At 52.4% G+C, this 26128-nt stretch carries 28 protein-coding genes; 3 read left to right on the top strand and 25 right to left on the bottom strand.

What is annotated here, in order from left to right:
* Positions 1-3: 3 nt before the first annotated feature.
* The 15 genes from ACFSDB_RS16515 to ACFSDB_RS16445 all read right to left on the bottom strand — a co-directional run bounded on the left by ACFSDB_RS16515 (position 4) and on the right by ACFSDB_RS16445 (position 13688).
* Complete coding sequence (locus ACFSDB_RS16515) at positions 4-936, bottom strand: ArsA family ATPase (protein ID WP_204892721.1); 933 nt, start codon at positions 934-936, stop codon at positions 4-6.
* A gap of 25 nt (positions 937-961) precedes the next feature.
* On the bottom strand, positions 962-1219 hold the full coding sequence (locus ACFSDB_RS16510; RefSeq protein WP_204892722.1) for a cory-CC-star protein: 258 nt from the start codon (positions 1217-1219) through the stop codon (positions 962-964).
* 70 nt (positions 1220-1289) lie between these two features.
* Positions 1290-3032, bottom strand: a complete 1743-nt coding sequence (locus tag ACFSDB_RS16505) for a carbon starvation CstA family protein (protein WP_204892723.1) — start codon at positions 3030-3032, stop codon at positions 1290-1292.
* Between the two features lie 98 nt (positions 3033-3130).
* Positions 3131-4054, bottom strand: a complete 924-nt coding sequence (locus ACFSDB_RS16500) for a ketopantoate reductase family protein (protein ID WP_204892724.1) — start codon at positions 4052-4054, stop codon at positions 3131-3133.
* A gap of 12 nt (positions 4055-4066) precedes the next feature.
* Positions 4067-5008: an MBL fold metallo-hydrolase gene (locus ACFSDB_RS16495; protein ID WP_204892725.1), complete on the bottom strand. Its 942-nt coding sequence runs from the start codon at positions 5006-5008 to the stop codon at positions 4067-4069.
* 21 nt (positions 5009-5029) lie between these two features.
* Complete coding sequence (locus tag ACFSDB_RS16490) at positions 5030-6004, bottom strand: quinone oxidoreductase family protein (protein WP_204892726.1); 975 nt, start codon at positions 6002-6004, stop codon at positions 5030-5032.
* 12 nt (positions 6005-6016) lie between these two features.
* Entirely contained in the window at positions 6017-7789 is a 1773-nt protein-coding gene (locus ACFSDB_RS16485) for an acyl-CoA dehydrogenase family protein (protein WP_204892727.1), read from the bottom strand.
* Positions 7790-7802: 13 nt separating this feature from the next.
* Positions 7803-8870 (bottom strand): phosphotransferase family protein, encoded by a 1068-nt coding sequence (locus ACFSDB_RS16480; RefSeq protein WP_204892728.1) that lies wholly within the window; start codon positions 8868-8870, stop codon positions 7803-7805.
* A 3-nt stretch (positions 8871-8873) separates the two neighbouring features.
* Positions 8874-9278, bottom strand: a complete 405-nt coding sequence (locus ACFSDB_RS16475) for an acyl-CoA thioesterase (protein ID WP_204892729.1) — start codon at positions 9276-9278, stop codon at positions 8874-8876.
* 14 nt (positions 9279-9292) lie between these two features.
* A complete protein-coding gene (locus tag ACFSDB_RS16470) occupies positions 9293-10072 on the bottom strand; it encodes an enoyl-CoA hydratase/isomerase family protein (protein ID WP_204892730.1) in 780 nt (259 codons plus the stop codon).
* Positions 10069-10956 (bottom strand): 3-hydroxyacyl-CoA dehydrogenase family protein, encoded by an 888-nt coding sequence (locus ACFSDB_RS16465; protein ID WP_377340644.1) that lies wholly within the window; start codon positions 10954-10956, stop codon positions 10069-10071. Before ACFSDB_RS16465 ends, ACFSDB_RS16470 begins: the two co-directional genes overlap by 4 nt.
* Complete coding sequence (locus ACFSDB_RS16460; protein ID WP_204892732.1) at positions 10937-11533, bottom strand: TetR/AcrR family transcriptional regulator; 597 nt, start codon at positions 11531-11533, stop codon at positions 10937-10939. The genes ACFSDB_RS16465 and ACFSDB_RS16460 overlap by 20 nt, the downstream gene beginning before the upstream one ends.
* 16 nt (positions 11534-11549) lie before the next feature.
* Positions 11550-12323 (bottom strand): SDR family oxidoreductase, encoded by a 774-nt coding sequence (locus ACFSDB_RS16455; RefSeq protein ID WP_204892733.1) that lies wholly within the window; start codon positions 12321-12323, stop codon positions 11550-11552.
* A 183-nt stretch (positions 12324-12506) separates the two neighbouring features.
* Positions 12507-12665, bottom strand: a complete 159-nt coding sequence (locus ACFSDB_RS16450) for a YfhE family protein (protein WP_204892734.1) — start codon at positions 12663-12665, stop codon at positions 12507-12509.
* 60 nt (positions 12666-12725) lie between these two features.
* Positions 12726-13688 carry a threonine/serine dehydratase gene (locus ACFSDB_RS16445; RefSeq protein ID WP_204892735.1) on the bottom strand — a complete coding sequence of 321 codons (963 nt, stop codon included), beginning with the start codon at positions 13686-13688 and terminating at the stop codon, positions 12726-12728.
* 186 nt (positions 13689-13874) lie between these two features.
* On the opposite strand from ACFSDB_RS16445, the gene ACFSDB_RS16440 reads away from it, so the two are divergent.
* From ACFSDB_RS16440 to ACFSDB_RS16430, 3 genes are all read left to right on the top strand, one after another.
* Positions 13875-14435, top strand: coding sequence for an SLOG family protein (locus tag ACFSDB_RS16440; RefSeq protein WP_204892736.1), 561 nt, complete (start codon positions 13875-13877; stop codon positions 14433-14435).
* A gap of 96 nt (positions 14436-14531) precedes the next feature.
* Positions 14532-16025, top strand: coding sequence for a glycine betaine uptake BCCT transporter (locus tag ACFSDB_RS16435; protein WP_204892737.1), 1494 nt, complete (start codon positions 14532-14534; stop codon positions 16023-16025).
* 103 nt (positions 16026-16128) lie between these two features.
* Positions 16129-17568, top strand: coding sequence for a Glu/Leu/Phe/Val family dehydrogenase (locus ACFSDB_RS16430; protein ID WP_204892738.1), 1440 nt, complete (start codon positions 16129-16131; stop codon positions 17566-17568).
* A gap of 145 nt (positions 17569-17713) precedes the next feature.
* Here the strand turns inward: ACFSDB_RS16430 and ACFSDB_RS16425 are convergent, their stop codons facing one another.
* The 10 genes from ACFSDB_RS16425 to ACFSDB_RS16380 all read right to left on the bottom strand — a co-directional run bounded on the left by ACFSDB_RS16425 (position 17714) and on the right by ACFSDB_RS16380 (position 26104).
* Positions 17714-18628, bottom strand: coding sequence for a catalase family peroxidase (locus ACFSDB_RS16425; RefSeq protein WP_204892739.1), 915 nt, complete (start codon positions 18626-18628; stop codon positions 17714-17716).
* 154 nt (positions 18629-18782) lie between these two features.
* Complete coding sequence (locus ACFSDB_RS16420) at positions 18783-19271, bottom strand: hypothetical protein (protein WP_204892740.1); 489 nt, start codon at positions 19269-19271, stop codon at positions 18783-18785.
* On the bottom strand, positions 19222-20313 hold the full coding sequence (locus ACFSDB_RS16415; protein WP_204892925.1) for an MBL fold metallo-hydrolase: 1092 nt from the start codon (positions 20311-20313) through the stop codon (positions 19222-19224). The genes ACFSDB_RS16420 and ACFSDB_RS16415 overlap by 50 nt, the downstream gene beginning before the upstream one ends.
* Before the next feature lie 118 nt (positions 20314-20431).
* Complete coding sequence (locus ACFSDB_RS16410; RefSeq protein WP_377340639.1) at positions 20432-21211, bottom strand: ABC transporter permease; 780 nt, start codon at positions 21209-21211, stop codon at positions 20432-20434.
* Complete coding sequence (locus tag ACFSDB_RS16405) at positions 21208-22134, bottom strand: ABC transporter ATP-binding protein (RefSeq protein WP_204892741.1); 927 nt, start codon at positions 22132-22134, stop codon at positions 21208-21210. The genes ACFSDB_RS16410 and ACFSDB_RS16405 overlap by 4 nt, the downstream gene beginning before the upstream one ends.
* 172 nt (positions 22135-22306) lie before the next feature.
* Positions 22307-23395 (bottom strand): sensor histidine kinase, encoded by a 1089-nt coding sequence (locus tag ACFSDB_RS16400; protein ID WP_204892742.1) that lies wholly within the window; start codon positions 23393-23395, stop codon positions 22307-22309.
* The gene (locus ACFSDB_RS16395) at positions 23388-24071 is read right to left on the bottom strand and encodes a response regulator transcription factor (protein WP_204892743.1); all 684 of its coding nucleotides are present in this window, start codon (positions 24069-24071) and stop codon (positions 23388-23390) included. The genes ACFSDB_RS16400 and ACFSDB_RS16395 overlap by 8 nt, the downstream gene beginning before the upstream one ends.
* Before the next feature lie 31 nt (positions 24072-24102).
* The gene (locus ACFSDB_RS16390) at positions 24103-24684 is read right to left on the bottom strand and encodes a peroxiredoxin family protein (protein ID WP_204892744.1); all 582 of its coding nucleotides are present in this window, start codon (positions 24682-24684) and stop codon (positions 24103-24105) included.
* Between the two features lie 18 nt (positions 24685-24702).
* Positions 24703-25461: a cytochrome c biogenesis CcdA family protein gene (locus tag ACFSDB_RS16385; RefSeq protein ID WP_204892745.1), complete on the bottom strand. Its 759-nt coding sequence runs from the start codon at positions 25459-25461 to the stop codon at positions 24703-24705.
* The gene (locus tag ACFSDB_RS16380; RefSeq protein ID WP_204892746.1) at positions 25448-26104 is read right to left on the bottom strand and encodes a hypothetical protein; all 657 of its coding nucleotides are present in this window, start codon (positions 26102-26104) and stop codon (positions 25448-25450) included. The genes ACFSDB_RS16385 and ACFSDB_RS16380 overlap by 14 nt, the downstream gene beginning before the upstream one ends.
* Between the last annotated feature and the right edge of the window lie 24 nt (positions 26105-26128).

Raw genomic sequence — 26128 nt, 5'->3', positions numbered from 1 at the left:
TAATCATCCTTCCAAAAATTGTTTGCTGAACAGTTCCAGTTGATCTTTGCTGACGATGTCCTGTGAAAACAGCGGGATGAAGATGAGCTGCTGGTTGGGGAACGTCTCTTTGATCAACTTGATGTACTTCTCTTCATGCTTTTTCCGTTCCATCAGGAACTGGCCGTCCGCTTCTTTCGGCAGGACTTTGTTGACGATCAGCGTTTTCACATGCAAATGGTAGTTATGCAGGAGCTCCAAGGCCTTTTTCGTCTCCAGAATCGGCAGCCGTTCCGGATTCAGGACGAAAATGAACCCGGTTTCCGCTTCGTTGAGCAGCACATCCCGTGCCTTTGAAAAGCGCTCCTGGCGTTCCCGCAGAACGTCGTAGATCGGATCTTCGCGCGGTTCGCCGTCGTTCAGCAGCGCCGTGTAATTGGCGTTGGTCTTCCGCCGCTTCTCGAGCAGCCCTTCAATCCAGACGCCCATCAGTTCCGGCAGCGTCAAAAGCCGGATCGTATGCCCAGTCGGCGCTGTGTCAAATACCAGTTTATCGAAATTCTTGCGTTCTTCCAAAATGATATGGATGAGCTTGTCGAACAAAGCCGCTTCGTCAGCTCCGGGCGATGCCTTGGCTGTGTCGAGCTGGCGGTTCACTTCTTCCATCATGCTGGTGTGGACGCTGCCTTTGATATTGGCTTTTACCCCCTTGATGTAATTTTCCGTCTCGACTTCCGGATCGATTTCCAATGCAAAGAGATTGTCGGCAATCTCGATGGTCTTCCCGCCGATTTCCCGGTTGAAAATATCGCCGACATTATGCGCCGGATCGGTTGAGACCAATAAGGTTCTATTTCCTTCTTTTGCGGACTTCCACGCAATGGCGGCAGCGGACGTCGATTTTCCGACGCCCCCCTTGCCGCCGACAAAAATGATGCTCTTCGATAACACGTCCATGGATTCCCCTCGTTTCTTTCAATGGCTAACAGCAGCGGATGCCGCTCAATGGCGATTTCTCCATGCCCATGCGCAAATGCCAGTCATGGAATTCTTCGATCATGTACGGATACAATTCAAGCGTGTAGTAATAGACGGGATTCGGGATGCCCAGCATTTCCGAATACAGCATCAACAGGAACATATCGTCTTCCGCCCGCAATTCACGGGCAATCTCGGTTCGGTGCGGCAACTCCAAGACTTCTTCGTAATAAGCCATCAATTTTTTGAGCTTATCGAGCATGTCCTACACCTCCTTCATTATGTATAACGAAAAGGGATCACAGCGTACATGATCCCTTTTCCCAGCCAGCTTAATCGATATCCATTTCCGAGAATCCCGGATCTTTTTGCCCCATTAATGCTTGGATCGCAGTCAAAATGATCCAAAGCGTAAAGACGAAGATAATGGCGCCGAAGACGAACAGCAATGTATTCGGCGATTCTGCATACCATGCCCATTGCAGGAAGACCTGCTGGAACATTGCCCAAAGCGTCATGAACATCAGGAAAATCATCGGAATCAGCGTAATCGCGTAATTCCTGCCGAGTTTTCTCAGCCAAATGGAAATCAGCAACAAACTGATGCCTGCAAGCAGCTGGTTCGATGTTCCGAACAGCGGCCACAGCAAGTATCCGCCGGAACCGAAGCCGTTCGGCCCTTCCGGGATCAATACAAGTGCAGCACTTGATACGACGGCAAGCGTTGTCGCTACGTGCTTTTTCTCAAGCGAAGGGATATTGTATTCGCTCCCCAGTTCCGCAATGATGTAGCGCATCAGGCGAACCGATGTATCTAGCGTCGTCGCTGCAAATGACACAACGATGATGGATACGATCGTTGAAGCGACGGCCCCCGGAATCAGCAACCCTTCCGCAAGTTGGGAAGCTCCCCGGATAAACGCGCCCAGCCCGGCACCGCTTGATGCCTGGAAGCTGCTGTACGTAGCGAAGAACTCTTCACGGCTCGGGAAGAACGTGATGACTGCAATGATTGAAATCAATGCAAGTACGCCTTCGCCGACCGCACCCAGATAGCCGACAAAACGGGCATCGGTCTCTTTATCCAACTGCTTGGACGAAGTTCCGGACGACACCAGGCCGTGGAAACCGGAAATGGCACCGCAGGCAATCGTAATGAACAGCAGTGGGAACCAGGAAACGTCCGCGTCCGGATTTGAAATCGGCGCAGTGATTGTCGGGTTCGTAAACAACAAGCCCAGGTACAGGATCGCCAATCCGACGATCAATTGATGCGAGTTGATAAAGTCGCGCGGCTGGAGCAATTGCCAGACCGGCAAGGTGGAAGCGATGTAAACGTAAATCATCAAGATGATGATCCAGATAAAGAACGCGGTTGAAATCGCACCAAGGCCGAACAGCCCGGCTCCGTCTTCCCCGCCCATATAGCGGACCAAATCAATTTGCAGGAAGCTGACTTGGCTGGAAACGACCGCCGCAATATACATGACCGCAAGTGCGATCAAGGACGGCACAAGCATTTTCTTGTTCCGTTTGTAGACGGCATGTCCGATCCATACCGCCAGCGGAATCTGGATGAATACCGGCAGCACGCTTGCCGGGAACGAAATGAACAAGTTCGCGATGACCCAGGCGAATACCGCATTGACCATCAGCACGAGGATTAAGATGATGAAAAGAAATAAGACCTTTCCGCGCTGGCCGATCAAGCGGTGCGCCAATGTGCCGACCGACTGCCCTTTGTTCCGGACAGACAGCACCAGTGTGCCGAAATCGTGGACCCCGGCTGCAAAAACCGTACCGAGCACGACCCACAGAACCGCCGGCAGCCAGCCCCAATAGACCGCAATGGCCGGCCCGAGAATCGGTGCAGCTCCGGCAACCGATGTGAAATGGTGGCCCCATAGGACGAATTTATTGGTCGGGACAAAATCCACTCCGTCTTTGTATTTGTGGGACGGCGTCACATAATTGGGATCGAGCCTGAAAATCTTTTCTGCTACGAACTTCGAATAAAAACGGTAACCTAATATGAATACAAAAAGTCCGATGGCAGCTAGTGCGATCGCATTCAAATGCCTCAACTCCTCTTCCATTTTCTACAAGCAGACGCGCTTGTAGTTTAAGCATAAGGAAGTTTCAGAACATTGTAAATGCTTCCAGATGAAATAGTTTAAATGTTTTGCGAATTCATTTCATAGAGTTTCAGTTTTGTATAGATCGTTTCAAGCACCGGCACCGCAACGTTATGAGCCTTCGCCTTTTCCAGTAAATGCCCTTGCAAATGATCGGCCTCGATCGGCTGGCCTTTTTCCATATCACGCTGCATCGACGATTTCATATCCGGCCCGAGCGACATGATTTTTTCGAGCTGTTCTTCAGCAATCGTTTCCCTGACAGGCGCATCCATCGCCTTCATGACCGCGACAAGCTCGCCAAGGAGCGCCGCAATGGTCCGTTTTCCGCTTTCAAGCGTGCGGATCGGGCCAATCGGAGAAGCCATCGCTGCCGTGATTCCCGACATCGCCGTGATGAACAAGTATTTATGCCACATATCTTGTCCGATGTTTTCGCTTAGCATAAACTCCGCCTTCGTGCCGCTGAATGCTTTTTCCACTTCCAGGATCCGTTCAGTCTTTTCGCCCGAACGTTCGCCGTAAACCAGCTGGTTCATCGGGCTTGTCTGCACGACTTTGCCGTTTTCGTCCAATGTCGTTTCGATAAAGCACAAGCCGCCGAGCACCCGCTCTTCGCCGAACGCCTCTACCAGGCGGTCGATGTGCGAAATGCCGTTCAACAGCGGCAGGATCATCGAGCTTTCGCCGGCAAACGGACGGATGTCGTCGATCGCCCCTTGGAGCTGATAGGACTTCGTTGTCAAAACGATCAGATCGTACGGTCCGGCTTTTTCTTTTGCCGTAATCAGTTTCGGTGCCGCCTGCATATTGCCATTGACGCTTTCTACATGCAACTCCGTCTTCTCCAGCTGCGCTTTCCGCCGCTCACGGACAAGAAACGTCACATCTTGCCCTGTTTCCATCAGCCGCGCTCCGAAATAACCGCCGATGCCTCCGGCTCCTACGATCAGAATTTTCATTTTGCCTCACTCCTATTCAATTTGATAAACCCAGATGCCGGCCTGATTTTCTCTCCGGCACTCTCCAGCATGACGCAAAAATTCAAGATGTGCCAATGTTTCGCCCAAAGCGAAGCGCATTTCGTGGACGGTCAAAGTCCGCTTGAACAGCCTTCCGCATGCTTCGTAGACCGTAGCTGGTTTTTGGATGGCTTCCGCTGCAGCCGCGAGCCGTTCGTCATGGTGCGCCTTCAATTCTTCAGCACGGCCGGCCGCTCCGTAGAACGGCTTACCGTGGGAAGGGATGGTGAAATCCGCTCCCAACCGCCTGATTTTCTTGAGCGACTCCAGGTAGGAAGCCAGCGGGTTTTCATTGCCATGAAACCAATAGGAGATGTTCGGCGTGATTTTTGGCAGGATGTGATCCGCTGAAAACAACACGTTTTTTTCGGCATTGTAAAAACAGACCATTCCGTCCGAATGGCCCGGGGTGAAGATCACTTCATACTCATAACGCCCGAGTACCACTTTTTCGCCTTCTTCGAAGAAATGCCCGACATGCGGCATGGGGTTCACGAGCGGCTGGAAGTCCGCTGTATTATCTGCCATCTGCTCCGCCATTCCCTCTGGAACACCAGAAGCCCGGTAATGGGCCGGCATTGCCTCCAAAAAAGCGGCATGCCAAGAAGACAGACCCGAATCGGCGTCTGTCTTGGTCATGGAGACTTTGGCTCCCGTTTTCTTCTGCAGCCCTCCGGCATATCCGAAATGGTCGGGATGATAGTGGGTGATCAGCAGATCCGCCACTTTCCGTCTGCCAATCTCCCGGTCCCACAAGGCTCTCGTATAGTCATTGTTCAATCCTGCATCAATCACCGTCCAGCCGGTCACGCCTTCTGCCATAAAACAATTGACGTGATTCAGGCGGAACGGCAGCTCGATGCGGATGGCTTCAATCCCCAATTCCTCCAGCATGCAATCCCTTCTTTCCCCGGTTTACGGTTTCAGCACCAATTTGCCGATCGTCTTCCGGCCCTGAAGCAGTTTATGGACAGTGGCCGCCTCTTCCAAAGGATACGTGCCGCCGATTGTCAGTTTCAGCTCGCCGTTCGCCATATAGCCAAGGAGCTCTTTGAAGCTGCTTTGGAACAATTCCGGCTTGCGCATGATCTGCGGCAGGAAAAAGCCGATCACCGACTGGTTCTTGCGCATCAGCTGGCCCGGGTGGAACGTCGCCTGCTCACCGCTTGCCGCCCCGAATATCACCAACCTTCCGAACGGCGCGAGGCATTTAACGGTCTGATTGAAAACATCTCCACCGACCATCTCAAGCGCTACATCGACGCCTTTGCCTTCTGTGATTTCCTTCACTTTGTCGGCCCAGCCTTCCTCCGAATAATTCACGAGGTGCGTGGCTCCCATCGCTTTGGCGTGCTCGAGTTTTTCAGCAGTGCTCGCCGTCGCGATGATTTTGCCTGCTCCGAAGATTTTCGCCAGTTGGACAGCAATCGCGCCGACCCCGCCAGCCGCCGCATGGATCAAGACGCTCTCACCCGGCTCGAGGCGCCCCATAGTTTTCAGCACATGGTAGGCGCTGAGGCCCTGCAGCGGCAAAGCAACCGCCTGTTCATAGTCCACGCCATCCGGTATCGGCGTCAGCACCCGGGCGTCCACTGCAACAAACTCTGCATAGCCATTCGATTCAATCAGCGCGACCACCCGGTCCCCTTTCTTGAAATTCTTGACCCCATTGCCGGCTTCCACAATCTCGCCGGCCACTTCTGCTCCCGGGATATAAGGAAGCTTTGTCGGGACGACATACTGCCCTTCCCGTCTTGCCGTATCGGCGTAGTTGACGCCGCTCGCCTTCACTTCGACCAGCACTTCGTTTTCTGCCGGCACCGGCTTGTCGGCATCGGCCCATTGCAAAACTTCCGGTCCTCCGAATTGCTCAAATCTGATGACTTTCATCCTGTTTCCCCCTTATGAGATATATTGTTCCGCTTCCAGAATCTTTTGGGCGATCGCCCGTTTCGCCGCTTTTCCGCCTGAACGCTGCAGGCGGCTCAATTCCCCTGCAATGGCCCGCACATTGTCATGCAGCCCTTTTTCAGATACTGTTCCCTGCAGCAGTTTTCGTGCATCCATCTCTACTTGAAGCAAAGCATCGTCAATGAGCGACTTTGCCAGCTCAATTTTGAACGCGGCTGCCGCTTCGCCCTGCTCGTCGATCGCTTTCGTTGTCCGGAGGACCGCCGATTCTGCTGCAAACAGGGTGATTCCGATATCCGCGAGCTTCATCAGCGTTTCCTGCTCATCGCCAAGATTGTTGCCGTATGTTTCAAAAGCGTTCCCTGCACTCAGCATGAAAACCCGGCGCATCGCGTGCACCGCTTCTATTTCCCGGGAAATAGTACCGATTGCGCCAATCTTTGGTGCGTGCATCTCCGCCAAGGCGTTTCCGATGGCTTCGGCAAGCGGCGCCTGCCCTTTCGCCGCCGCTTTCAGCAAATTCCCCGGTATGATCAGCCGGTTCACTTCATTGGTACCTTCGAATATCCGGTTGATGCGTGAATCGCGGTAGATCTGCTCGATTTTGTATTCCTTGATAAAGCCGTATCCGCCGTGAAGCTGCAATGCTTCATCGGCAATAAAATCCAAGGTTTCGGAACTGTACACTTTGCAGACGGCGCATTCGGTCGCATATTCCATCATGCGCTTCGCGATCAAGTTATGGTCTTCAGAATCATACAGTCCTTTTAACGCCTCTTCCAAATAGCCGGCCGTTCGGTATTGCAGCGACTCCGATGCATAAAGGCGAATCGCCATATCGGCGATCTTTTCCTGTGTGGCTGTAAAGTCGGCAATCGCCCTGCCGAACTGGCGCCGCTCTTTCGTGTACTTCACGGCGAGCGCCAACCCGTGTTTCGCTGCCCCCATCGTGGCTGAGCCAAGATTATAACGGCCGAGGTTCAAGACATTCAGAGCGATGACGTGGCCTTTGCCGACTTCGCCAAGCAGGTTTTCTGCCGGCACTTCGCAGTCTTCCAAAATGACCGTCCGCGTGGATGAACCCTTGATGCCCATTTTCTGTTCCTCTGCCCCGAGCGACAGGCCCGGAAAATCTTTTTCTACGATAAATGCAGTGAAGGCGGTGCCGTCCACTTTGGCGTAGACGATGAACGTATCGGAAAATGCCGCATTCGTGATGAACATTTTCGTGCCATTCAATATGTAATGCGTCCCTGCCGCATTCAGCCTTGCCGTCGTCTGGGCAGCCAGCGCATCGGACCCTGCATTCGGTTCGGTCAGGCAATATGCGCCGATAAACTCTCCGGAAGCGAGTTTCGGCAAGTATTTCTCTTTTTGTTCCGGTGTCCCGAAATAAGTGATCGGCAGCGTCGCGATGCACGTATGGTTGGAGTGTGCGACGCTGTATCCGCCAGCCGGGCCAAGCGCTTCGCCGACGATGCCTTTGCTGATTTTATCCAGGCCGAGCCCGCCGTACTGTTCCGGGATGCTGTGGGCAAGGAGCCCAAGATCCCCCGATTTCCCCAACAGCTCTTTCACCAAGGCGAAATCCTGCTGTTCAATCTTTTCGTTGTTCGGCCGCACTTCGCTTTCAAGAAAGCGTTTCGCTGTTTTCCCGATCAAATGGTGCTCTTCCGTGAAATCTTCCGGAGTGAAGACCGCTTCCGGTTCAGTTCCCGCATACAGGAAACTCCCGCCGCGGTAAGCCAGTGTTTTTCCCTCCATATCGTTTGCCCCCTTACATTTTCTTTGCCGTCACGAGTGCATACTGGATCAGGCTTTTCACAAATTGATCGAAATGGGCGAACCGCGCATCCGATGTCTGCCCTTTTTTGAAGCGGTAATAGATCTGCTGGCAGATGACCGCGAGTTTGAAATAAGCAAATGTCAGGTAGAAATCGATATTCGATACATTCCGTCCGCTCTTCTCCGCATAGCGCGCGATAAATTCCGCCCGCGTGTAAAACCCTTCCGTTACCGTCACAGGCGCTTTGCCGAATCCGTTTTTCAACAGGTCGGGATCGTCCGCCTGGATCCAATAGCTCATCGCCGCCCCCAAATCAGCCAATGGATCGCCGACGGTCGTCATTTCCCAATCGAACAAGCCGGTGAGCTTCGTGAAATCTCCCGAAAACATGGCATTGTTCAATTTGAAATCGTAATGGATGATGGCCGGATCGGGGGACACCGGAATATGGCTCCGCATCCACTCCGACAATTCCGCCACTTCCGGAATGTCGTCGGTTTTGGCACGCTCGTAACGGCCAATCCATCCATTGACCTGGCGTTCCATGAATCCTTCCGGCTTCGCCATTGCGGCCAGTGCGGTCCGGGTATAATCGATGGCGTGCAGCTCCACCAAGGTGTCGACCATCAATTCCGAAATCCGGCGCCCCAATTCTTTGTCCGGCTCAACGCCTTCCGGGAATTCCGTGTCGATGACCACGCCGCGTCGCCGCTCCATGACAAAAAACGGGCTGCCCACCACTGAAAGATCCTGCGAGAAAACAAAAGGCTTTGGAGCGGCAGGAAAAAAAGAGTGGAGAGAGGACAGGATGTTGAATTCCCGTTCCATGTCATGGGCTTTCGGCGCGACCGGGCCAAGCGGCGGACGCCTCAATACCGCTTCCCAGCTGCCGATCGACAGGGCGTATGTCAGATTGGAATGGCCTGCGCCGAATTGCCGGATTTCCAGTGCTCCTTCCGGCAGGCCTTCAATATTGGCTTTGAGAAATTGCAGAAGTTTCGCCTTGTCCAGTTCTTCGCCGGGCCGGACGTTTATTGTGTCGCTCGTTTTCTCCACCATTGCTCACACCTCTTCCATGTGCTGCTCAAGCTTCGCCCGTATGCCTTCCGGCAGCCGTTCGCTCTTCTGCGCTTTGAAATCAAAGTAAACCGCACCCGCAGAACCTTCTGCAATCAGTTCTCCGGACGCTGCATCGGTAATCCGATGGCCGATCATAAAACTGGAATTCCCGATTTTCGTAACAAACGAAGCGACTTTCAGTTTCTGGTCAAAATAGGCCTGCTTTAGAAACGTGCAATTCGCGGAAATCATAATGACGCTCCATTTGTCGATCGCCATCTCCAGCCCCAATTCCTTGAAGAATTCAATCCGGGCTTCTTCGAGATAGATGAAATAGCTGATATTGCTGACATGCCCCAGTGCGTCGGTTTCACTAAAACGGACTTTCACGGTAATTTCATGTGCCAACGTGCTCCACCCCCTTACTTGTTCTGAAACGCCGGTTTTCGTTTTTCAATAAACGCTTTGACCCCTTCTTGGACGTCTTCTGTCTGGAAGACTTCCTCAAACAAGCCGGCTTCGAGTTCTGTCCCTTGTTCGATTGTCAGTTCCAGGCCTTCATCGACTGCACGCTTGATGCGCGATAAGGCGGGCAGTGAGAAACGGCCGATGCGCTTTGCCATTTTCCGGGCCGCTTCCATGCCTTCGCCGCTGGCTGCGACTTTATTGACGAGCCCGATCTTTTCCGCTTCCGCGGCAGTGACCGCTTCGCCAGTGAACATCAGCTCTTTCGCTTTCGCCTCGCCGACAAGGCGTGGCAAACGCTGGGTGCCGCCGCCTCCGGGGAACAAGCCGAGCGTGATTTCCGGCAAGCCGATCTGGGCATGCTCTTCCGCGATGCGAATATCGCAGCAAAGCGCCACTTCACATCCGCCTCCGAATGTCAGCCCGTTCAGCATCGCAATAACCGGTTTTTCGAAATTGTCGATGCGGTTCAAGATGGCATGGGTTTCCAGGAAGTTCGCTTTCAACCCAGACTGCCCAATCAATTGCGGGAATTCCTTGATGTCCGCACCGGCCGCAAACACTTTATCGCCCTGGCCGGTCACGATAACGGCATTGACTGCAGAATCCTCTTTCAGTTCCCCAAAAGCCTGATCCAATTCCTTGAACACCTGGCTGCTGATGACGTTCATCGGCGGGTTATTGATGGTAACGACGGCATAACCGTCCTGCGTTTCTGTATGGACCACTTGTGTCATGGCGTTTTCACCTCATCTTTTTGATAATTATAGAAGCCTTTGCCCGTTTTGCGGCCGAGCTCGCCCGCTTTCAGCTTTTCTTCGATGATGGCTGACGGTTTGTCCGCTGGATCGCCCGTTTCGGCGTATTGTTGCTGCATGACGTAATTGACCACATCAATGCCGGACAAATCCATCAATTCGAACGGTCCGATCGGATGGCGCAGCGCTTTTTTCACGATGACATCGATTTCCTTGAAGTCCGCGATGCCTTCTTCGTACAGGAACATCGCTTCTTTCTGAAGCGCACCGAGGATGCGGTTCGCCACAAAACCCGAAATCTCTTTCCGCAGCAGCAGGCCGGTACGGTTGATCCCTTCGCATAATTGAAGCGATGCCTGGGCCGTCTCTTCCGAGGTCTCCTCGCTCATGACCACTTCGATGCAATCCATGACGAGCGGCGGGAAGAAAAAGTGCATATTGCAGACTTTGTCCGGCCGGTCTGTCACTTCCGCTATCAGCGAATTGACGATCGTCGAACTGTTGGAAGCCAGGATAGCGTGCTTCGGTGCGAGCCCGTCCAGGCGCTTGAAAAGATCGCGCTTCACGTCCAACTTCTCAATCACCGCTTCGATCACATAATCCGCATCGCCTGCAGCCTTCTCCAAGCTGTCTGTAAACTCCAAGCGGCTGAATGCTTCATCCTTTTCCTGCTCTGTAATTTTCTTTTTCATCACCCACTGGTTCATCACGCTATGCAAAGCCGCCTCCGCTTTTTCCAATGCTTCTCCGCTGACATCGTTGAGTGCAGTCCGATATCCGCCGAGTGCACAGAGCATAGCAATCTGCTGGCCCATCTGCCCTGCGCCGATGACCGCTATTTTATCAATCTGAAATTGTTCCACGTATGCTTTCCTCCTCTTTTTCGGCCATACCATTCAAAATCATATCGCTGAAAATTTCCGCCAGCTGGCCAGCCGGGATGCCGCCCCCGGGATTGAACCATTGATAGCTCCAGTTGGTCACGCCAAGAATAGCGAATGCCGCCATGTCCGCCCGGATCTCCCTCCGGAATTCCCCTGCCTGGACGCCTCGGCGGATCAGCGCTTCAATTTCCAGCCGGAAGCGTTCGCGCTTATCCTTCACTTCTTCCGCGTTCGCTTCCCCCAGATGCCGCATTTCCCTGAAAAAGACCCGGCCGCTCGGTCCGTGCTCTTCGATATCCCCGATCAGCAATTCTACGATACGGATGAGCTGTCCACGGCTGTCTGAGCCCTCCTGCATAATCTTTTCCTGCCGTTCAAGCAGGTCATCGATATAGCCTAAGTGAATGTCCATCAATAATTCCTCTTTGCTCTGAAAGTAATAGTAGAATGTCCCTTTCGTGACGCCGAGCGCTTCGACGATATCCTGGATGGATGTTTCACTGAAGCCCTTTTTCTCGAACAATAAAATGCTTTCCTGCTTGATTTCCGCTTTCATGCCCATCCCCCGCATTCTAGACGGCGTGCATGCCGCCATCGACAATGACCACGTCGCCGGTCACATAATCAGAAGCTTTTGATGCCAAAAACAAGGCAGCCCCCTTTAAATCTTCGTCTGTCCCGAAACGCTTTAGCGGCGTCAACTCCAGAAATCCGCTGCCTCCTTTTTCAAGGAGCCCTTTCGACATTTTAGTCGGGAAAAAGCCCGGCGCAATGGCATTGACGTTAATATTGTGCTGTCCCCATTTTGCAGCCAAGTCTTTTGTGAAAGTAATGACAGCGCCTTTGCTCGTGTTGTAGCCGATCGTGTCCATCAAGCGCGGATCGATTCCGCCAAGCCCGGCGACTGACGCGATGTTGATGATTTTGCCGCTGCCTTGCTTGACCATCGACTCCCCGACCGCCTGGCTCATCAGGAATGTCCCGGTGACATTGACATCGAGCACTTTGTACCAGGCGTCAAGCGGCATCTCAAGTACCGGGGCTCCCCAAGTTGCGCCGGAGTTGTTCACAAGAATATCGATCGCCCCGAATTCTTCCAAAGTCCTTTTCACGACGTTTTCCACGTCCTCCGGTTTGGTGACATCGCATGCCAGCGCAAGCGTTTTAACGCCCATCCCCTTCAGCTTCTCTGCCATTTCTTCGCATGCCTCCACTTTTCTCGAACAAAGGACCACGTTCGCGCCTGCCTCCGCAAACCCTTCCGCGATCTGCGCGCCTAACCCCCGCCCGCCTCCGGTCACGATGGCTGTTTTGCCTTCCAACTTAAAAAGATCCATTACATTCATCCGTAATTCCTCCATCCATTTTCTCTTATCCTTTTACATACTAACTAGTTGGTATGTTCAGAATACTTAAACATATGTTAACGCTTTCAAAGATTGATTGCAAGGCACGTTTAAGAAAGCTTTTCCTTCTTTGCATAAAAACAACCGGCAAGAGCGATTGCCGCCCGTGCCGGTTGTCCGTGTTCATTTTTCTTCTTTTGCCTTATTGTCGTCTTCACCTTTTTGTTCTTTGCCTGCCTTATCGGCTTTTTTAAAATCATCCGCGTAATGGACTTCCTGCGCTGCCTTCAGATCGAGTTCTTTGTCCGCCAGTTTTTCGTGAGGCAGTTTTTCTTCTGCCATTTTTCCCCGCTCCTTTCTGGTTTTAAAAGTGTACTCTTCCTGTTCCCGTTTCAGTTCTGGCTAAACATGGAGTTTGTCCGGCAAAAAGCCGGCCAGCTGATGCAAGTCCACGTTGCCGCCAGACAGGACCACGGCCACGCGCTTGCCCTTCACTTCCGCCTTCCCGGAAATCAACGGAGCTGCAGCCACCGCACTGGAAGGTTCAACAATTTGCTTGGTCCTTTCCATTAGGAACTGGAGCGCTTCTTTGATCTCCGCTTCTGTCACCAGCAAAAGCCCATCGAGGTGCTTTTGCAGGATCGGGAACGTCATGTCGCCCGGCTGTGCAGTCCGCAGGCCGTCCGCTATCGTCGCAGAAGGCGGGATTGCTGTGATTTCGCCCCGCTGCAGCGATAAGTATGTATCGTTTGCCGATTCCGGCTCGACGCCGATGACCTTAACTTGAGGATTGAGCGCTTTGATTGCGGTCAGGATGCCGCTGATCAGTCCGCCTCCGCCGACCGGAACGAACACCAGATCAAGCTCCGGTATTTGCTCGAGCAGTTCGAGCCCGATGGTTCCCTGTCCCGCGATGATGTCTGCGTGGTCATAAGGCGGAATGTAAATGCCATTGTTTTCATCCGCCAATTGCCGGGCTTTCGGTATCCGTTCTGCAGAAGTCATGCCGCAATAAACCACATGCCCGTTATACGCCTCGATCGCCGCCACCTTTGCCCGGTTAGCGTCTTCCGGAACCACAATTGTCGCCGGGATGCCGAGCCGGTTTGCGATATAAGCGACGGCTTGGCCATGGTTCCCCGAAGAAGCGGCGGTTACAGACGCTGCCCCTTCACGGACAGCGTTCTTCACGGCATTGGCCGCTCCCCGGATTTTGAATGAGCCGGTCTTCTGGAGATGCTCAGCTTTCAGGAACACCTGGTTCCCGCAATATTCGTCCAATAAAGACGATGTCAAGACCGGCGTTTTGTGGACAATATCGTGGATATTCGCTTGTGCACGGCGTACATCTTCTAGACTTGCCATGGCTTCCCCCTCCTTTGATGCCCCCATTTTAACATAACCCGGAGAAATTGAGGGACGATTCTGATTTTATCCTCCAGGGAAGTTGGGTATGATATAAGTTAGGGATAAGGTAGAATGGGAAGTTGCCAGATGACTGTGCCGCCGCCCGCATAATGCTAGCAGCCGCGCAAGAAAGGAGGAACAGGCATGCTGAAAAGATTGATTGTCACAGGCTATAAGCAGCACGAACTCGGAATTTTTGATGACAAGAACCCGGGTGTCCGCATCATCAAGAAAGCATTGGAAGACCGGCTCCGCGTCCTGATCGATGAAGGCCTTGAATGGGTCATTGTCAGCGGACAGCTTGGGGTCGAGACGTGGGCCGCTGAAGTCGTCCTTGATCTGCAGGAGGAATTTCCTCAACTGAAGTACGCGGTCCTCACCCCTTTTCTCGGCCAGGAAGAAAAGTGGAACGAAGCCAAAAAAGAAAAGTACGAGATGATCCTGGAAGGCGCCGATTTCCATCGCAGTTTGACGAACCGGCCATACGAAGCGCCTTGGCAATTTATCGAGAAGAATAAATTCTTCTTGCGCAATTCGGACGGCATGCTGATCGTCTATGACGAAGAAACGGATGGCTCTCCGAAATTCGCCAAGAAAGAAGCGGAACGATATGCCGAAACAAACGATTACCAAGTCCTGACGATCACAGCAGATGATTTGCGGATTGCTGCGGAAGAGGAGCAGATGAACGAATGGGAACAGTGAACACACGCTTCCCCGCTTACGGCAGGTAGTTGACGCTGTCAATCATTTTCGGTAATCTTATAAACTATGCCAGTGCTACACAAAAAAGGAGGAACCATGAAAAAAGCTTCGAAAGTCTTTTACATCACTTTTGCATTAGTCATTCTTACGGTTGCGTTCGGCGTCATTGCTCCGCAAGCCTTTGAAAAAGCGACCGGCAATATCCGCAGTTTCATTGATACGGGCTTCGGCTGGTTTTATTTGATGCTGATGGCCATCATCCTGATTTTGACCTTTATCATCATCGTCAGCCCTTATGGCAAAATACGCCTGGGGAAAGACACGGACCGTCCGGAATTTTCGACGATTTCCTGGATTTCCATGCTGTTCTCTGCAGGCATGGGCATCGGACTTGTCTTCTACGGGGCTTCTGAACCTTTGAGCCATTTCGCGGTGCAGCCTGCAACGGCGGAACCCGGAACCGATGCCGCATTCAAGGAATCGCTCCAGCGCACCTATTACCATTGGGGAATCCATGTGTGGGCCATGTACGGAATCATTGCCTTGTCGCTTGCATTCTTCCAGTTCCGCAAAGGGGAACCTGCGTTAATTTCATCAACATTGAAGCCGATTTTCGGAAAGAAAATGGAAGGTCCTCTAGGGACGCTCGTCGACGTGCTGGCTGTATTTGCCACCGTTTTCGGTGTCGCCACTTCACTCGGCTTCGGCGCTGCTCAAATTAACGGCGGACTCGCGTACTTATTCGATGTTCCGCAGGGACCGACGAGCCAACTCGTCATTATCCTCATCGTGACGTTCCTGTTCATCCTATCAGCATGGTCCGGGCTGAACAAAGGCATTAAATACCTGTCCAATACGAATATGGTCCTGGCTGTCATTCTGCTGATTCTGGTCCTTGTGCTCGGACCGACCTTGCTGATTCTCAATCTGTTCACGGAAACGTTCGGCAATTACATGCAGAACTTGATCAGCCTCAGCTTCCAGTCGGCGCCGCTTGACGCGGAAAACCGCTCTTGGCTGAACGCATGGACGATTTTCTACTGGGCGTGGTGGATTTCCTGGGCGCCGTTCGTCAGCATGTTCATCGCCCGCGTCTCCAAAGGCCGGACCATCCGGGAGTTCCTGATCGGCGTCGTCTTGACGCCGACCATTTTCGGAGCGTTCTGGTTTGCGGCATTCGGCACGACAGCCATCGATATCCAGAAGAGCGGAATCGACTTGACGACATTCCCTACCGAGCAGACGCTGTTCGCAATGTTCAGCGAAATGCCGCTCGGGTTTGTCATGTCAATCTTCGCCATCCTTTTGGTCAGCACGTTCTTCATCACTTCGGCCGATTCGGCGACGTTCGTCCTCGGCATGCAGTCGACCAACGGCTCACTGCTGCCGAGCAACCAGATCAAGATTCTTTGGGGAATCGCGCAGTCCCTGGTCGCTGCCATCCTCCTATGGGTAGGCGGGTTGACCGCTGTCCAGAACACGATCATCGTGGCGGCACTGCCGTTCTCGTTCGTCATGATCTTGATGATCATTTCCTTGTTCAAGGCATTGGACGCAGAAGTCAAATTAGGCAGATCTGCAAAAAAATAAAACTGGCCGCCCTCCGGATTTTTTCCGGAGGGTTTTTTGCATACATTTTTCGCTTCGGACAGGGTATAGGGTAGTAACAAAAAAATTCGGAGGTGCTATCAAAATGGGGAAAGACCTTAATTCGCCGGGTGCAGGAACAGAAGATCCTACCGGGGTGGAAGAAGTTGAAGGGCAGACGAGAGCGATCATCCAAAGTTCGCTGAATGCATTGCTGGCAAATGAAACCTTTTTGCCGGAACTTCAGGACAAAATGCGGATTCAGGCATTTACATCGTTAAGTTCCATCCTTTCCACGCCAAACAGCATACACAAATCATTTCTCCGTGTGCCGCTGGATGATGGCAGCGTTGTGCGGATTCCCGCTTTCCGCGCGCAGCACAACGATGCCCTTGGGCCGTACAAAGGCGGCATCCGCTTTCATGAAAGCGTCAATGAAGAAGAAGTCGTAAACCTGGCATTTTTGATGACCTTGAAAAATGCCCTGCATAACGTGCCGTTTGGCGGCGGCAAAGGCGGCATCATCCTGAATCCCCGTCATTACTCGGAAAAAGAATTGAATTTGATTTGCCGCAAATATGTCCGGTATTTCGCAGATGTCATCGGACCGGACAAAGACATTCCGGCACCCGATGTCGGGTCCGGAGAACGCGAGATGGACTGGATGATGGCCGAGTACAAGAAAATCAAACACGGATCGCCTTACTTGGGAAGCTTTACCGGAAAAAGTGTCGCGAACGGCGGCTCTCTCGGGCGAAGGGAAGCCACTGGCAAAGGCGTCTACTTCACATTCCGTTATTTGTTCTCCGATTACGTGCGGGACCATGCCGACGAGCTGGCCGCTTCGAACAATCCTTTCGCAGCTACAGCTTTGGCCCATGCCAACCGCCCATTGTCGTTAGCAGTGCAAGGGTTCGGCAATGTCGGATCCATCGCTGCATTGGAAGCTTATAACAGCACCGAAACCGACAACCGCGTCGTCGCTGTCAGCGACCGCAACGTCACTTTGTTCAATGAGGACGGCTTGGACATCCCTGCGTTGATCGGTTTTGCCGCCGAGCACCGCGGCGATTTGCCGTCTACCGAGGAGCAATTGGCCCATGCCGGCGTGGCAGCCTCCATCAAAGGCCGCGATGAATTGTTAACCTTGCCGGTTGACGTGCTGATTCTCGCCGCCCTTGAAAACCAGATCCACGAAGGCAATATGAAAGATATCCAGGCGCGGGTCATTGTTGAAGGGGCCAATGCACCGACAACGCAGCAAGCCGATAAATACCTGAGCGACCAAGGAGTGATCATCATTCCGGATATCCTTGCCAATGCCGGCGGGGTCATCGTCTCGTATTTCGAATGGCTGCAGGGCCGCGAAACCCAATTCTATACCGAAGCAGAAGTGTTCCGGCTGCTTTTGGAAAAAATGAAATCGACCATGGATATCATCTTGCCTCAGTTTTTCGGAGACCCTTTCCCGCTCCGCCAAAATTGCTTTATCCATGCCGTTACCCGCCTATCAACGGTCTTGTACCGCCAAGGGAAGCTTTACTGACCGGAAAGATGGCCGAAGGGCTGTCCAAAAAGAGCTGCTATCCATTCCCATCAGCCGCTATAGAATACGGAAAAGACCAAAGGAGAAAAAGTTGAACTTTTTCTCCTTTGGTCTTCAATTTCGGACTTTTTGGACAGCCCCTTTTTCAATTCTCTTTTTTTCTCCGTTCATGGGAAACCGTATAAACCGGGTGGCGGAAATGGAGGATTCGGTCTTCTGAACATTCAATTCCGTCTGTCATAACCGTCGGATCGAATTTCTCCAGCTCCGCTTCAGGCGCCGGCCGGCCGATCTCCAATTTGCCGATGGCGACCTTCTGCCGCTCTTCCGGCCAAGCCACGGTCGGATCATCGGTCGGATCCCCTTCTTCCCCCAGGACAATATTGAGGGTGAAGCTCACCGGCCCTTTCTGCAGCCGGTCTTCGATTTCCCATTCGTAATAGCCGAACGGCAGCGAACCGGCGCTTTTTGGCGACAAGGTTTCCATACCGGCATCGGGTTCCCATTCGTACTTGATCGGCGTGCGTTTTCCGTCCCGACCGATAAAATAGAAAGCATGGATCGAATGGTAGCGCCCTGTCGCAAAACTGGCCGGAGCATGCATTTTTTTCAGGATTTTGAATGCCGCCCGGCTTTCCGGATAACGGATCAGCAGCTTGGCCAATTCTCGAAGGCGCGGCTTCCCGTCTTTGAAAGACGTGACAATGCCCAGGATTTCTGTGAAGGCTTCCGGTGTTTTGGCAAAAAATATCGGAGAATTGACCCCTACGATATTTGTGATGTCCCCTCCAGGCAACTGGAATTGCACGCCGAGGCCTTTCACCGGCGACATCACATCCGTCCACGTCGGATCCGGGGAACTATGGGAAAAACGGGCGAGCGCCTTCACTTTCCCGGCCTGAAAATGCGGCGCTGCCGTATACTCCGCTGCCAGGCCGTTTGCTGTGAATTCAGCTTCATAGATCACACCTCTTGCATGGGCACGCCGGTAGGTCCGGTGCTCCCCGAAAACTGTCTCAATCCGGTCCACTGCCGTTTCAGCTAATGGTTGTTTGTCCATGTCCTCACCTCTTATGGGTGCTATACCCTTTTGGCCGTCAGGTTAAAAACTTCCTATTATTTTATTTGCCGAAACGCCCCATCCGATTGCGCATACGCTGCAAAGTCCGTTTTTTACTTACCGTTCTATTCTGACGGCCGAATAATCAGGCCGCCTATTCTTCCAGGAGAAATTCTTGAATAACTTCCTTCAGCTCTTCCTGGATTTCTTCAAAAGTTTCTTCCATGAAAACACCTGTAACTTTGCTCCCTGGAATCTGCAGGGAAACCGGCAAACCGAAAAAAGAGCGTTCGCATTCCCATATACGAATGATGTGGATCACTTCATCTTCTTCGCTGAACATTCCGATGGCAATCGAAGAGCTGTAAGGCGGAGCAAAAATCTCATCTCCCTCCCGGTCGAATGCGATGTCAAACTCCATCTTCCTTTCAGAAAAAAGGCCTTTGTAGTTCGCTTCCAGAACTTCACAAAGCTTTTTGGCATCGGCTTCGCCAGCATTAATTTTCTCTCGCAGACCATCGTTAAATTCTTGTGCTTGATACTTCATTAGAGTTCCCCTCGCTCTATTAATGAAAAAGCCGCTTGTGAATCTTTTATCTCCACCAAGGCGAGACAGGAAGCGGCAAGCTGCCATCCAAACCAATGGTCACGCCTATTCGGGGCGCAAGCAGATTCACATCGTTCTTTCCGGCCGCAGCCAATGCCCGTTCAATCGGTTCTGTCCACCCATGCCTGGCAAGGGTAAAAGCCCCCCAGTGCGTCAACAGCATTTGGTCGCCCTGTACGTCGAGATTGGCCTGGACGGATTCTTCCGGAAGCATATGGGACTCGGGCCAGCGTTTATCGTATTGGCCGCCTTCTATCAAAGCCACATCAAAAGGGCCGTACTTGTCGCCGATTTCCTTGAAATGCCCTGCATAGCTGCCATCCCCGCTCGTATAGAAACGCGTTTGGCTGCCCAGGATGACCCAACCGCCCCACAGCGTCGAATTCCGGTTGAAAATTCCTCTTCCCGAAAAATGCTTGGCCGGAGTCAATGCAATGTCCAGGCCTTCGAATTCCGTTTCATCCCACCAATTAAGTTCCGTAATTTTTTCTTTTTCAATGCCCCATCGGACCAGATGATTGCTGACGCCGTAAGGGACGAAGAAATGTCCAACCTTGCCCTCCAGCTTCTTTATCGATTGATAATCCAAGTGATCGTAATGGTCATGGGTGATAAAGACCGCATCAATCGGCGGCATTTCGTCTATAATTCCAAACAGATCTTTACTGTAGCGTTTCGGCCCTATAAAGGAAACCGGTGAAGCGACAGGGCCCAGCATCGGATCAATAAGGATCTTCTTGTCATCAAGGCTCAGAATAAAGGCGGAATGCCCCAGCCATGTCAGGCTGTCACCGGCACTGTCGATATTATTCCAATCAATCTCAGCAATGGGAAGCGGACGAGGGGGCTCCTTTGCCTCCGCCGTCGAATCGGGATACGGGAAAGTTGAAGGGATTTCCACACTTGCCGCCGGCCCGGCCGATTCGGGATTAATGAATTTGCCGTCTTTGTAATTATCAAATGTACCATACAGCTCTTCTTGTTCTTTGGTCGGATTCCCGCCGAAAGACGGGTGCAGATTGAGAATCAGCAAAATGACAACTCCCAGTACAACGAATGATAACGCCAAAAAAAACATGATTTTCTTAAAAATACTTTTCTTGCTCTTCACTTCAGCCTGTCCCTTCTGTTCCTCAGTGGTGTGTGTTCTGCTCTTATTATACTTCCCGCTTCCTTCAAGGACCGCATTGCACCTCTCATTGATGATCTGCCCACAGCCACCAGCTGAGAGTGGCAGCAATCCCTGCCAGACTCGCTGTCAGAACAAGGAGCAAGCTGCTCCACGGCAAAACCGGCGCTTCTCCCGCCACGCCGCTGAACAGTGCCGGCACGGCCCACGGGAAATATTGGCCATACCCGATTGCTGCTGTGACTTGGGCGATGACGACCATGAAAATCACGAATCCAAGCGGAGCAAGATACCCTTTTCCCCAGCAGGCAAAAAAAGTGGCTGGCGTGCTGAGAGCAATGGCAAGCAGCGTTGTAATCAACAGCACGGCCAGCCCTTCTGCCAGACCGGCTGTCGACCAGCCGGGAAGGCCGACGAACCAGCCGATGAGGATGCCCACTACTGCCACATGGATGCTCAATAGCAGATTGACGGCAAAAACCGTCAGGAACTTAGCCGCGGGAATTGTTGTCCGGTGGTAAGGGAGAGCCAGCAGGTCTTTCAGCGTACGGTCTGAGTACTCCCTCCCGAACACCCAACTTGCTACAAAACCGAAGACCAGGATGCCGCCCACCGCAATGATTTGCGCGAGCATGCTGAAGTAGGCCGGCCAGTTCGCTTCCCCCAGAATTTGCGCTTTCTCCCCTACGAGGCCCGACTGCTCCGCCAGTTCCGGATTTTTCAAGATGAACATGAAGAATCCAGCCATAAAAGGGGCAAAGGTGAAGGCTGCGAGCGTCACCCAGATCATCTTCGATTTGCGCACTTTCAGGTTTTCAATCCAAAATGCCGTCCACACATGCTTCACGGAATTCCCGCCCCTTTCTTGCCGATCACCCTCAGGAAATACGACTCAAGATCCTCTTCTTCCACCGACAGCCGGATTGGCGGGCAATCTTTTCTGACGAGAAGCCGGGCGATTTGGTCCGGATATTGGATGGCGGATAGGACATCAGTCTCGATCAGCCCATCTGCGTTCAAAAAACTCTGGATTCCCGCTTCAGCCAAAACGGACATGGCCCGTTCCTGCTGCCGGGCATCGATCACTAGCCGCTGTTTAAGAAGATGGTTCAACTCTTGCGCCTGCAGTTCCTGCAGCAGCCGGCCTTCATGGATGATGCCGATCTTAGCAGCGATTTTCGCGACTTCGCCCAACAAGTGGCTGGAAACGAAGACCGTCTTGTTTTCATTCAAAGCCAAATGCCGGAGCAGTTCCCGTACTTCGGCGATGCCTGCGGGGTCGAGGCCGTTGACCGGTTCGTCCAGGATCAGGATCGCCGGATCGTGCAAAAGGGCTTTTGCGATTCCAAGGCGCTGGGCATTGCCCAGTGAAAGATGCTTCGCTTTCCTATGGATATAAGGAGCGAGCCCGAGTTTCTCCACCGTCCGCAGCACCGCTCCGGAATCGGAATTTCTCCGAAGACGCCGGAAGATCTCCAAGTTCTCTGCCACGGTCAGCTCCGGGTAGGCATGTGGCGTTTCCACCAGATAGCCTACGTCCTCCCATATGCTGTGATTCGACAAATTGACCTTTTGTCCGCCGAGGAAGCAATGTCCGTGCGTCGGCTGGATCATGCCCAGCAGCATGCGGATCGTGGTCGTTTTACCCGATCCATTCAAGCCGATAAAGCCGTAGATCTCCCCCTTCGCCACTTCGAGCGATACCCCGTCCACTGCCCGAACGCCTTTATAATGCTTTGATACACACTCCGTCTGTATGACGTTCCCCATGGACCTCCTCCTCTCGCTGCCGTTTGTCTATTCCTTCTCCCTCGCAGCACCCTATCCCTTTTTTCCGGCAATAAAAAACCGCCGGCAGCCAAAGTTCAGCTGCCGGCGGTTTGATAGGTGTGTACATCTCTATTCGTCGCCGCCGCTTCATAAAGCGGGGCGATCCCTCTTTTCACAGAGTGGTTTCATCAAGCGGCAAGGCAAACCAGAACGCATGGCGCCGGTTCGTTGAATCCAGCCCGATCCGGCCGCCATGGCGCTCAATGATTTCCTTTGAAATGGCCAACCCGAGTCCGCTGCCGCCGGTGTTCCGGTTCCGTGAAGGATCGGTCCGGTAAAAGCGGTCGAAAATCTTGTCCGTATCCCATTCAGGAATTTCCTGCCCTTCGCTGATGACGGATACCCGGTAGCCGGTACCGGAGTTCTTCCCGACGATCCGGATCGGGCCGGAGCCTTCGTAATAACGGATGGCATTATCGATCAGATTCCCCAGAACCTGCTGGATGCCGCTGTTGTAGACGGCGACAAACCCTTGATCCGCTTCAATTTCGACTCGGATGCCCTTTTCCTCGAGCCGCCAATGGAACATGTCCGCTGCCTGCCGGATCAATTGGCCCATCTCTTCCCGCTCAACTTCCGCCAGCGTTTCCGCAGCGGCAAAATCCCATTCTTTCAATTGCTCCAGCTGCTCCACCATCGCGGTCAGGCGTTTCGCTTCCCCTTGGAGAGATTGGAATAACACAGGACTCCCTTCAATCACTCCGTTGCTGAGCGCATTCATATAACCGTTCAAATTCGACAACGGCGTCCGGAATTCATGGGACAGGTCCGAAACGACTTTTTGTCTGGACTGCTCCTTGAGTTTCAATTGCTGCACAAGTTCATTGAAATGTCCGATCAATTCACCCATTTCGCCCTCGGTCCGGATCTCGATCATTTCAGGATAGTGCCCGTCTTTCATGGCTTTGGTCGATTCAATCAGCTCTTTTAAAGGGCGCATCAATTTTTTTGTCAAAAAGAAATGAATCAGACTGCTGATGATAATTGTTGCAGCAGTGGACACCCAAAGAAATTGCAAAAGCGCCGCATTGAATTGATTCTGCCGCTGGACATCCGATTCCATGCCGCTGACAAGTGCGCAAGCGGCATTGTAGATGGTCAAGCTAGTTAATATGACCACCGCCGCAAACGCAATGGTGTTCAGCAGGGTCAATCGCCAAATGATCTGCTGCGGCCATAACGACTTGATGAACTTAATCATGGACGAATTTATACCCCATTCCCCTGATGGTCAAAATGCGTTTCGGAGAGGAGGGCTCCTCCTCGATCTTTTCCCGAAGATTTTTGATATGGGCATCGATGGTTCGGTCCATGACCATCTTGTCGTTATAAGGATACAATTGATGGATCAAATCTTCCCGGCTCAGCACCATGTTCGGGTTGTCCATGAAATGGAATAGCAGATTGAATTCGTTCTTCGTCAATGACAGCTTTTTCCCGAACAGCTGCACTTCGCCTTTTCGCGGCTGGATGGTCAGGCCGCCATAAGTGATTTTTTGGCAGAATTGCCCCGTTCTCCGCAGCACGGCTTCCACGTGGGCCACCAGCTCCTCCGGCTCAAAAGGCTTTGTCATATAATCATCCGCACCCATCTTCAATCCATCGATCTTATCCTGGGTTTTCACTTTCGCGGACAGCATGATGATTGAAACTTCATTGCGTTCCTGGCTTCTGAGCCATCCGCATAATTCTTCCCCGCTCGTTTCCGGCAGCATCCGGTCCAGGATGACCAAGCACGGCTGGAATGTGTGGAATGCCGTTTTCGCTTCTTCGCCATTCTCCGCAGCCACCACTTCGTAGCCGGCTTTATTCAAATAAATGGAAACAAGTTCACGACTCATCTGATCGTCTTCTACAACCAATATAGTAGGCTTCAACGCTTACACCTCTTGCCTGATGGATTGATAGTTATTTCATTTTCCGGACTTCCTGGGACATGAATTCGAGATTCATGGCCCCCGGCGCTACGAATGCGATGCGCCCTGTTGAATCAATCATGTACGAAGCCGGTACGGCTTTCACTTTATACTTGGTGGCGGTTTCGGAATTCGTGTCCATTAAAATCGGGAAGCTTAACCCGAAATCTTCTACAAACTCCGCAACATTCTCTTCGCTTTTCTCAGACGCGGTCAAATTGACGGCCAGGATTTCGACCGGTACCTCCTGTTGTTCATAGAGTTTCTGCATGTCCGGCATTTCCGCACGGCATGGCGGGCACCAAGTTGCCCAGAAATTTACGAAAACCCGTTGCCCTCTGTAATCGGACAAGCGCACCGTTTCTCCGTCCATCGTCATCAATTCGAAATCGGGGGCAAGATCCCCTACAGCAAGGCCCGACGCTTCGACCGGGGCCGTTTCTGTATCCGCAAGCTCTGTTTCTGTATTTGCAATCTCCGCTTCTTCTGCCGATTCCCGGTCGGAGAGGAGCAGATCATAAACCGCCCATCCGACCATTGCCGTTATAATAACACCTAAAATTATTTTTTTCATATTATTGAACCTCCATCGTTATCCTAGTTTTGCTAGCCATGTATCTTTGATCAAATCGAGCAGCGCTGCAGTAATGACAGGCATCTGCCCGAAGAACAGCACGAGGCCCATAACGGCCATGATGGCGCCGCCTGTTTTCATGATGAACCGGCTTTTCCGGACAATCCATTTGGTCGAACCCAAAAAGAACGTCAAGAGCACAAATGGCAAGGCAAAGCCGATGACATACATCAATGTATAGAACATGCCTTGTCCCGGATTGCTGGCGGACAAAATGAGGATTGAGCCGAAGACCGGTCCGATGCAAGGCGTCCATCCGGCGGCAAACCCGAGCCCGATAAAAAAGGTGCCAAGATAGCCGGACGGCCGCTTATTGAACTGGAAGCGCTGCTCTCTCATCAAGGGCGCAATGTTGATCCAGCCTCCGATAAAAAGCCCCATGACCAAAATGAAGACGCCTGCAATGCGCTGGATGAACAATCCGGAATCTCCGATCAGCAACTCCTGGATCCATTGGCCAAAAAACGAGGCGCCTGCACCCAGGCTGATGAATACGAGCGATACGCCCGCCAGGAAGATCAGCGAATGGCTGAGCAGCCTGCTTTGGATTTTCATGTTCCGGTCCCCTTGCAGCTCCTTTACGCTGATGCCGGTGATATAAGAAAGATAAGCGGGAAATATCGGCAGGACGCACGGCGATAAGAAAGAAATCGCACCGGCGCCAAGCGCCAGAAACATTCCCAGAAGTAACATGGTGTCTGCATTAATCAAACTCATTGGCTGTCCTCCTTCTGCTGTTAAACACTATCAATAAATGGCCTGCCGCAAACAAGGTGGCGATGAACCACGGCGCCATTCCATAGCCATACACGGATGCATACGATTGGACCGATGAAATCAAGAACAAGCCAGCGGCCCATACAGTCAAGAGCACACTCCCTATTGCATAAGGGGAGACCCTGTTGTTGAGCAGCAGGAACAGTGCCAGAAGCACCGCATATAAGAGCACGTTTCCGAATGCATAGGAATCATCGTACCAAGCCAGCCGCGCGAATTCGTAGAAAAACGATGCCGGCAACAGGATGTGCATCAGCGTATGGAGAAGCGGCCATCCTTTGATGCGTCCGCTTTTCATGCCGTAGAATAGGCTCGCCGCGCTGAAGAAAACAGCCAGATAGAATGCCCGCGAATCGCTCGGATAGGCAAGCACTGCCAGCGGATCGCTCAGCAGCAGCGGCAGGTTCAGCAGGATCTTCGACAGCCAGATGAACAGGACGAAATTAACGATTTGGGAAAGCGCTTCTTCAGCCCGCTTTTTCTTCTGCTCTTTCGCCAAGTCGCTGATCCAATAGAAAACGGCAGCTCCCGTTAGTATGCTTGAAATTTTTATTAACATGGAGATGATTGCGGGTGTAAGCATTGGCCTTTCTCCTCTTTTCTGTAG

The sequence above is a fragment of the Planococcus chinensis genome, from assembly GCF_042681545.1.
Taxonomy (GTDB): domain Bacteria; phylum Bacillota; class Bacilli; order Bacillales_A; family Planococcaceae; genus Planococcus; species Planococcus chinensis.
Note: the sequence above shows the minus strand (reverse complement) of the source record. Positions and strands in the feature narration are given on the sequence as shown.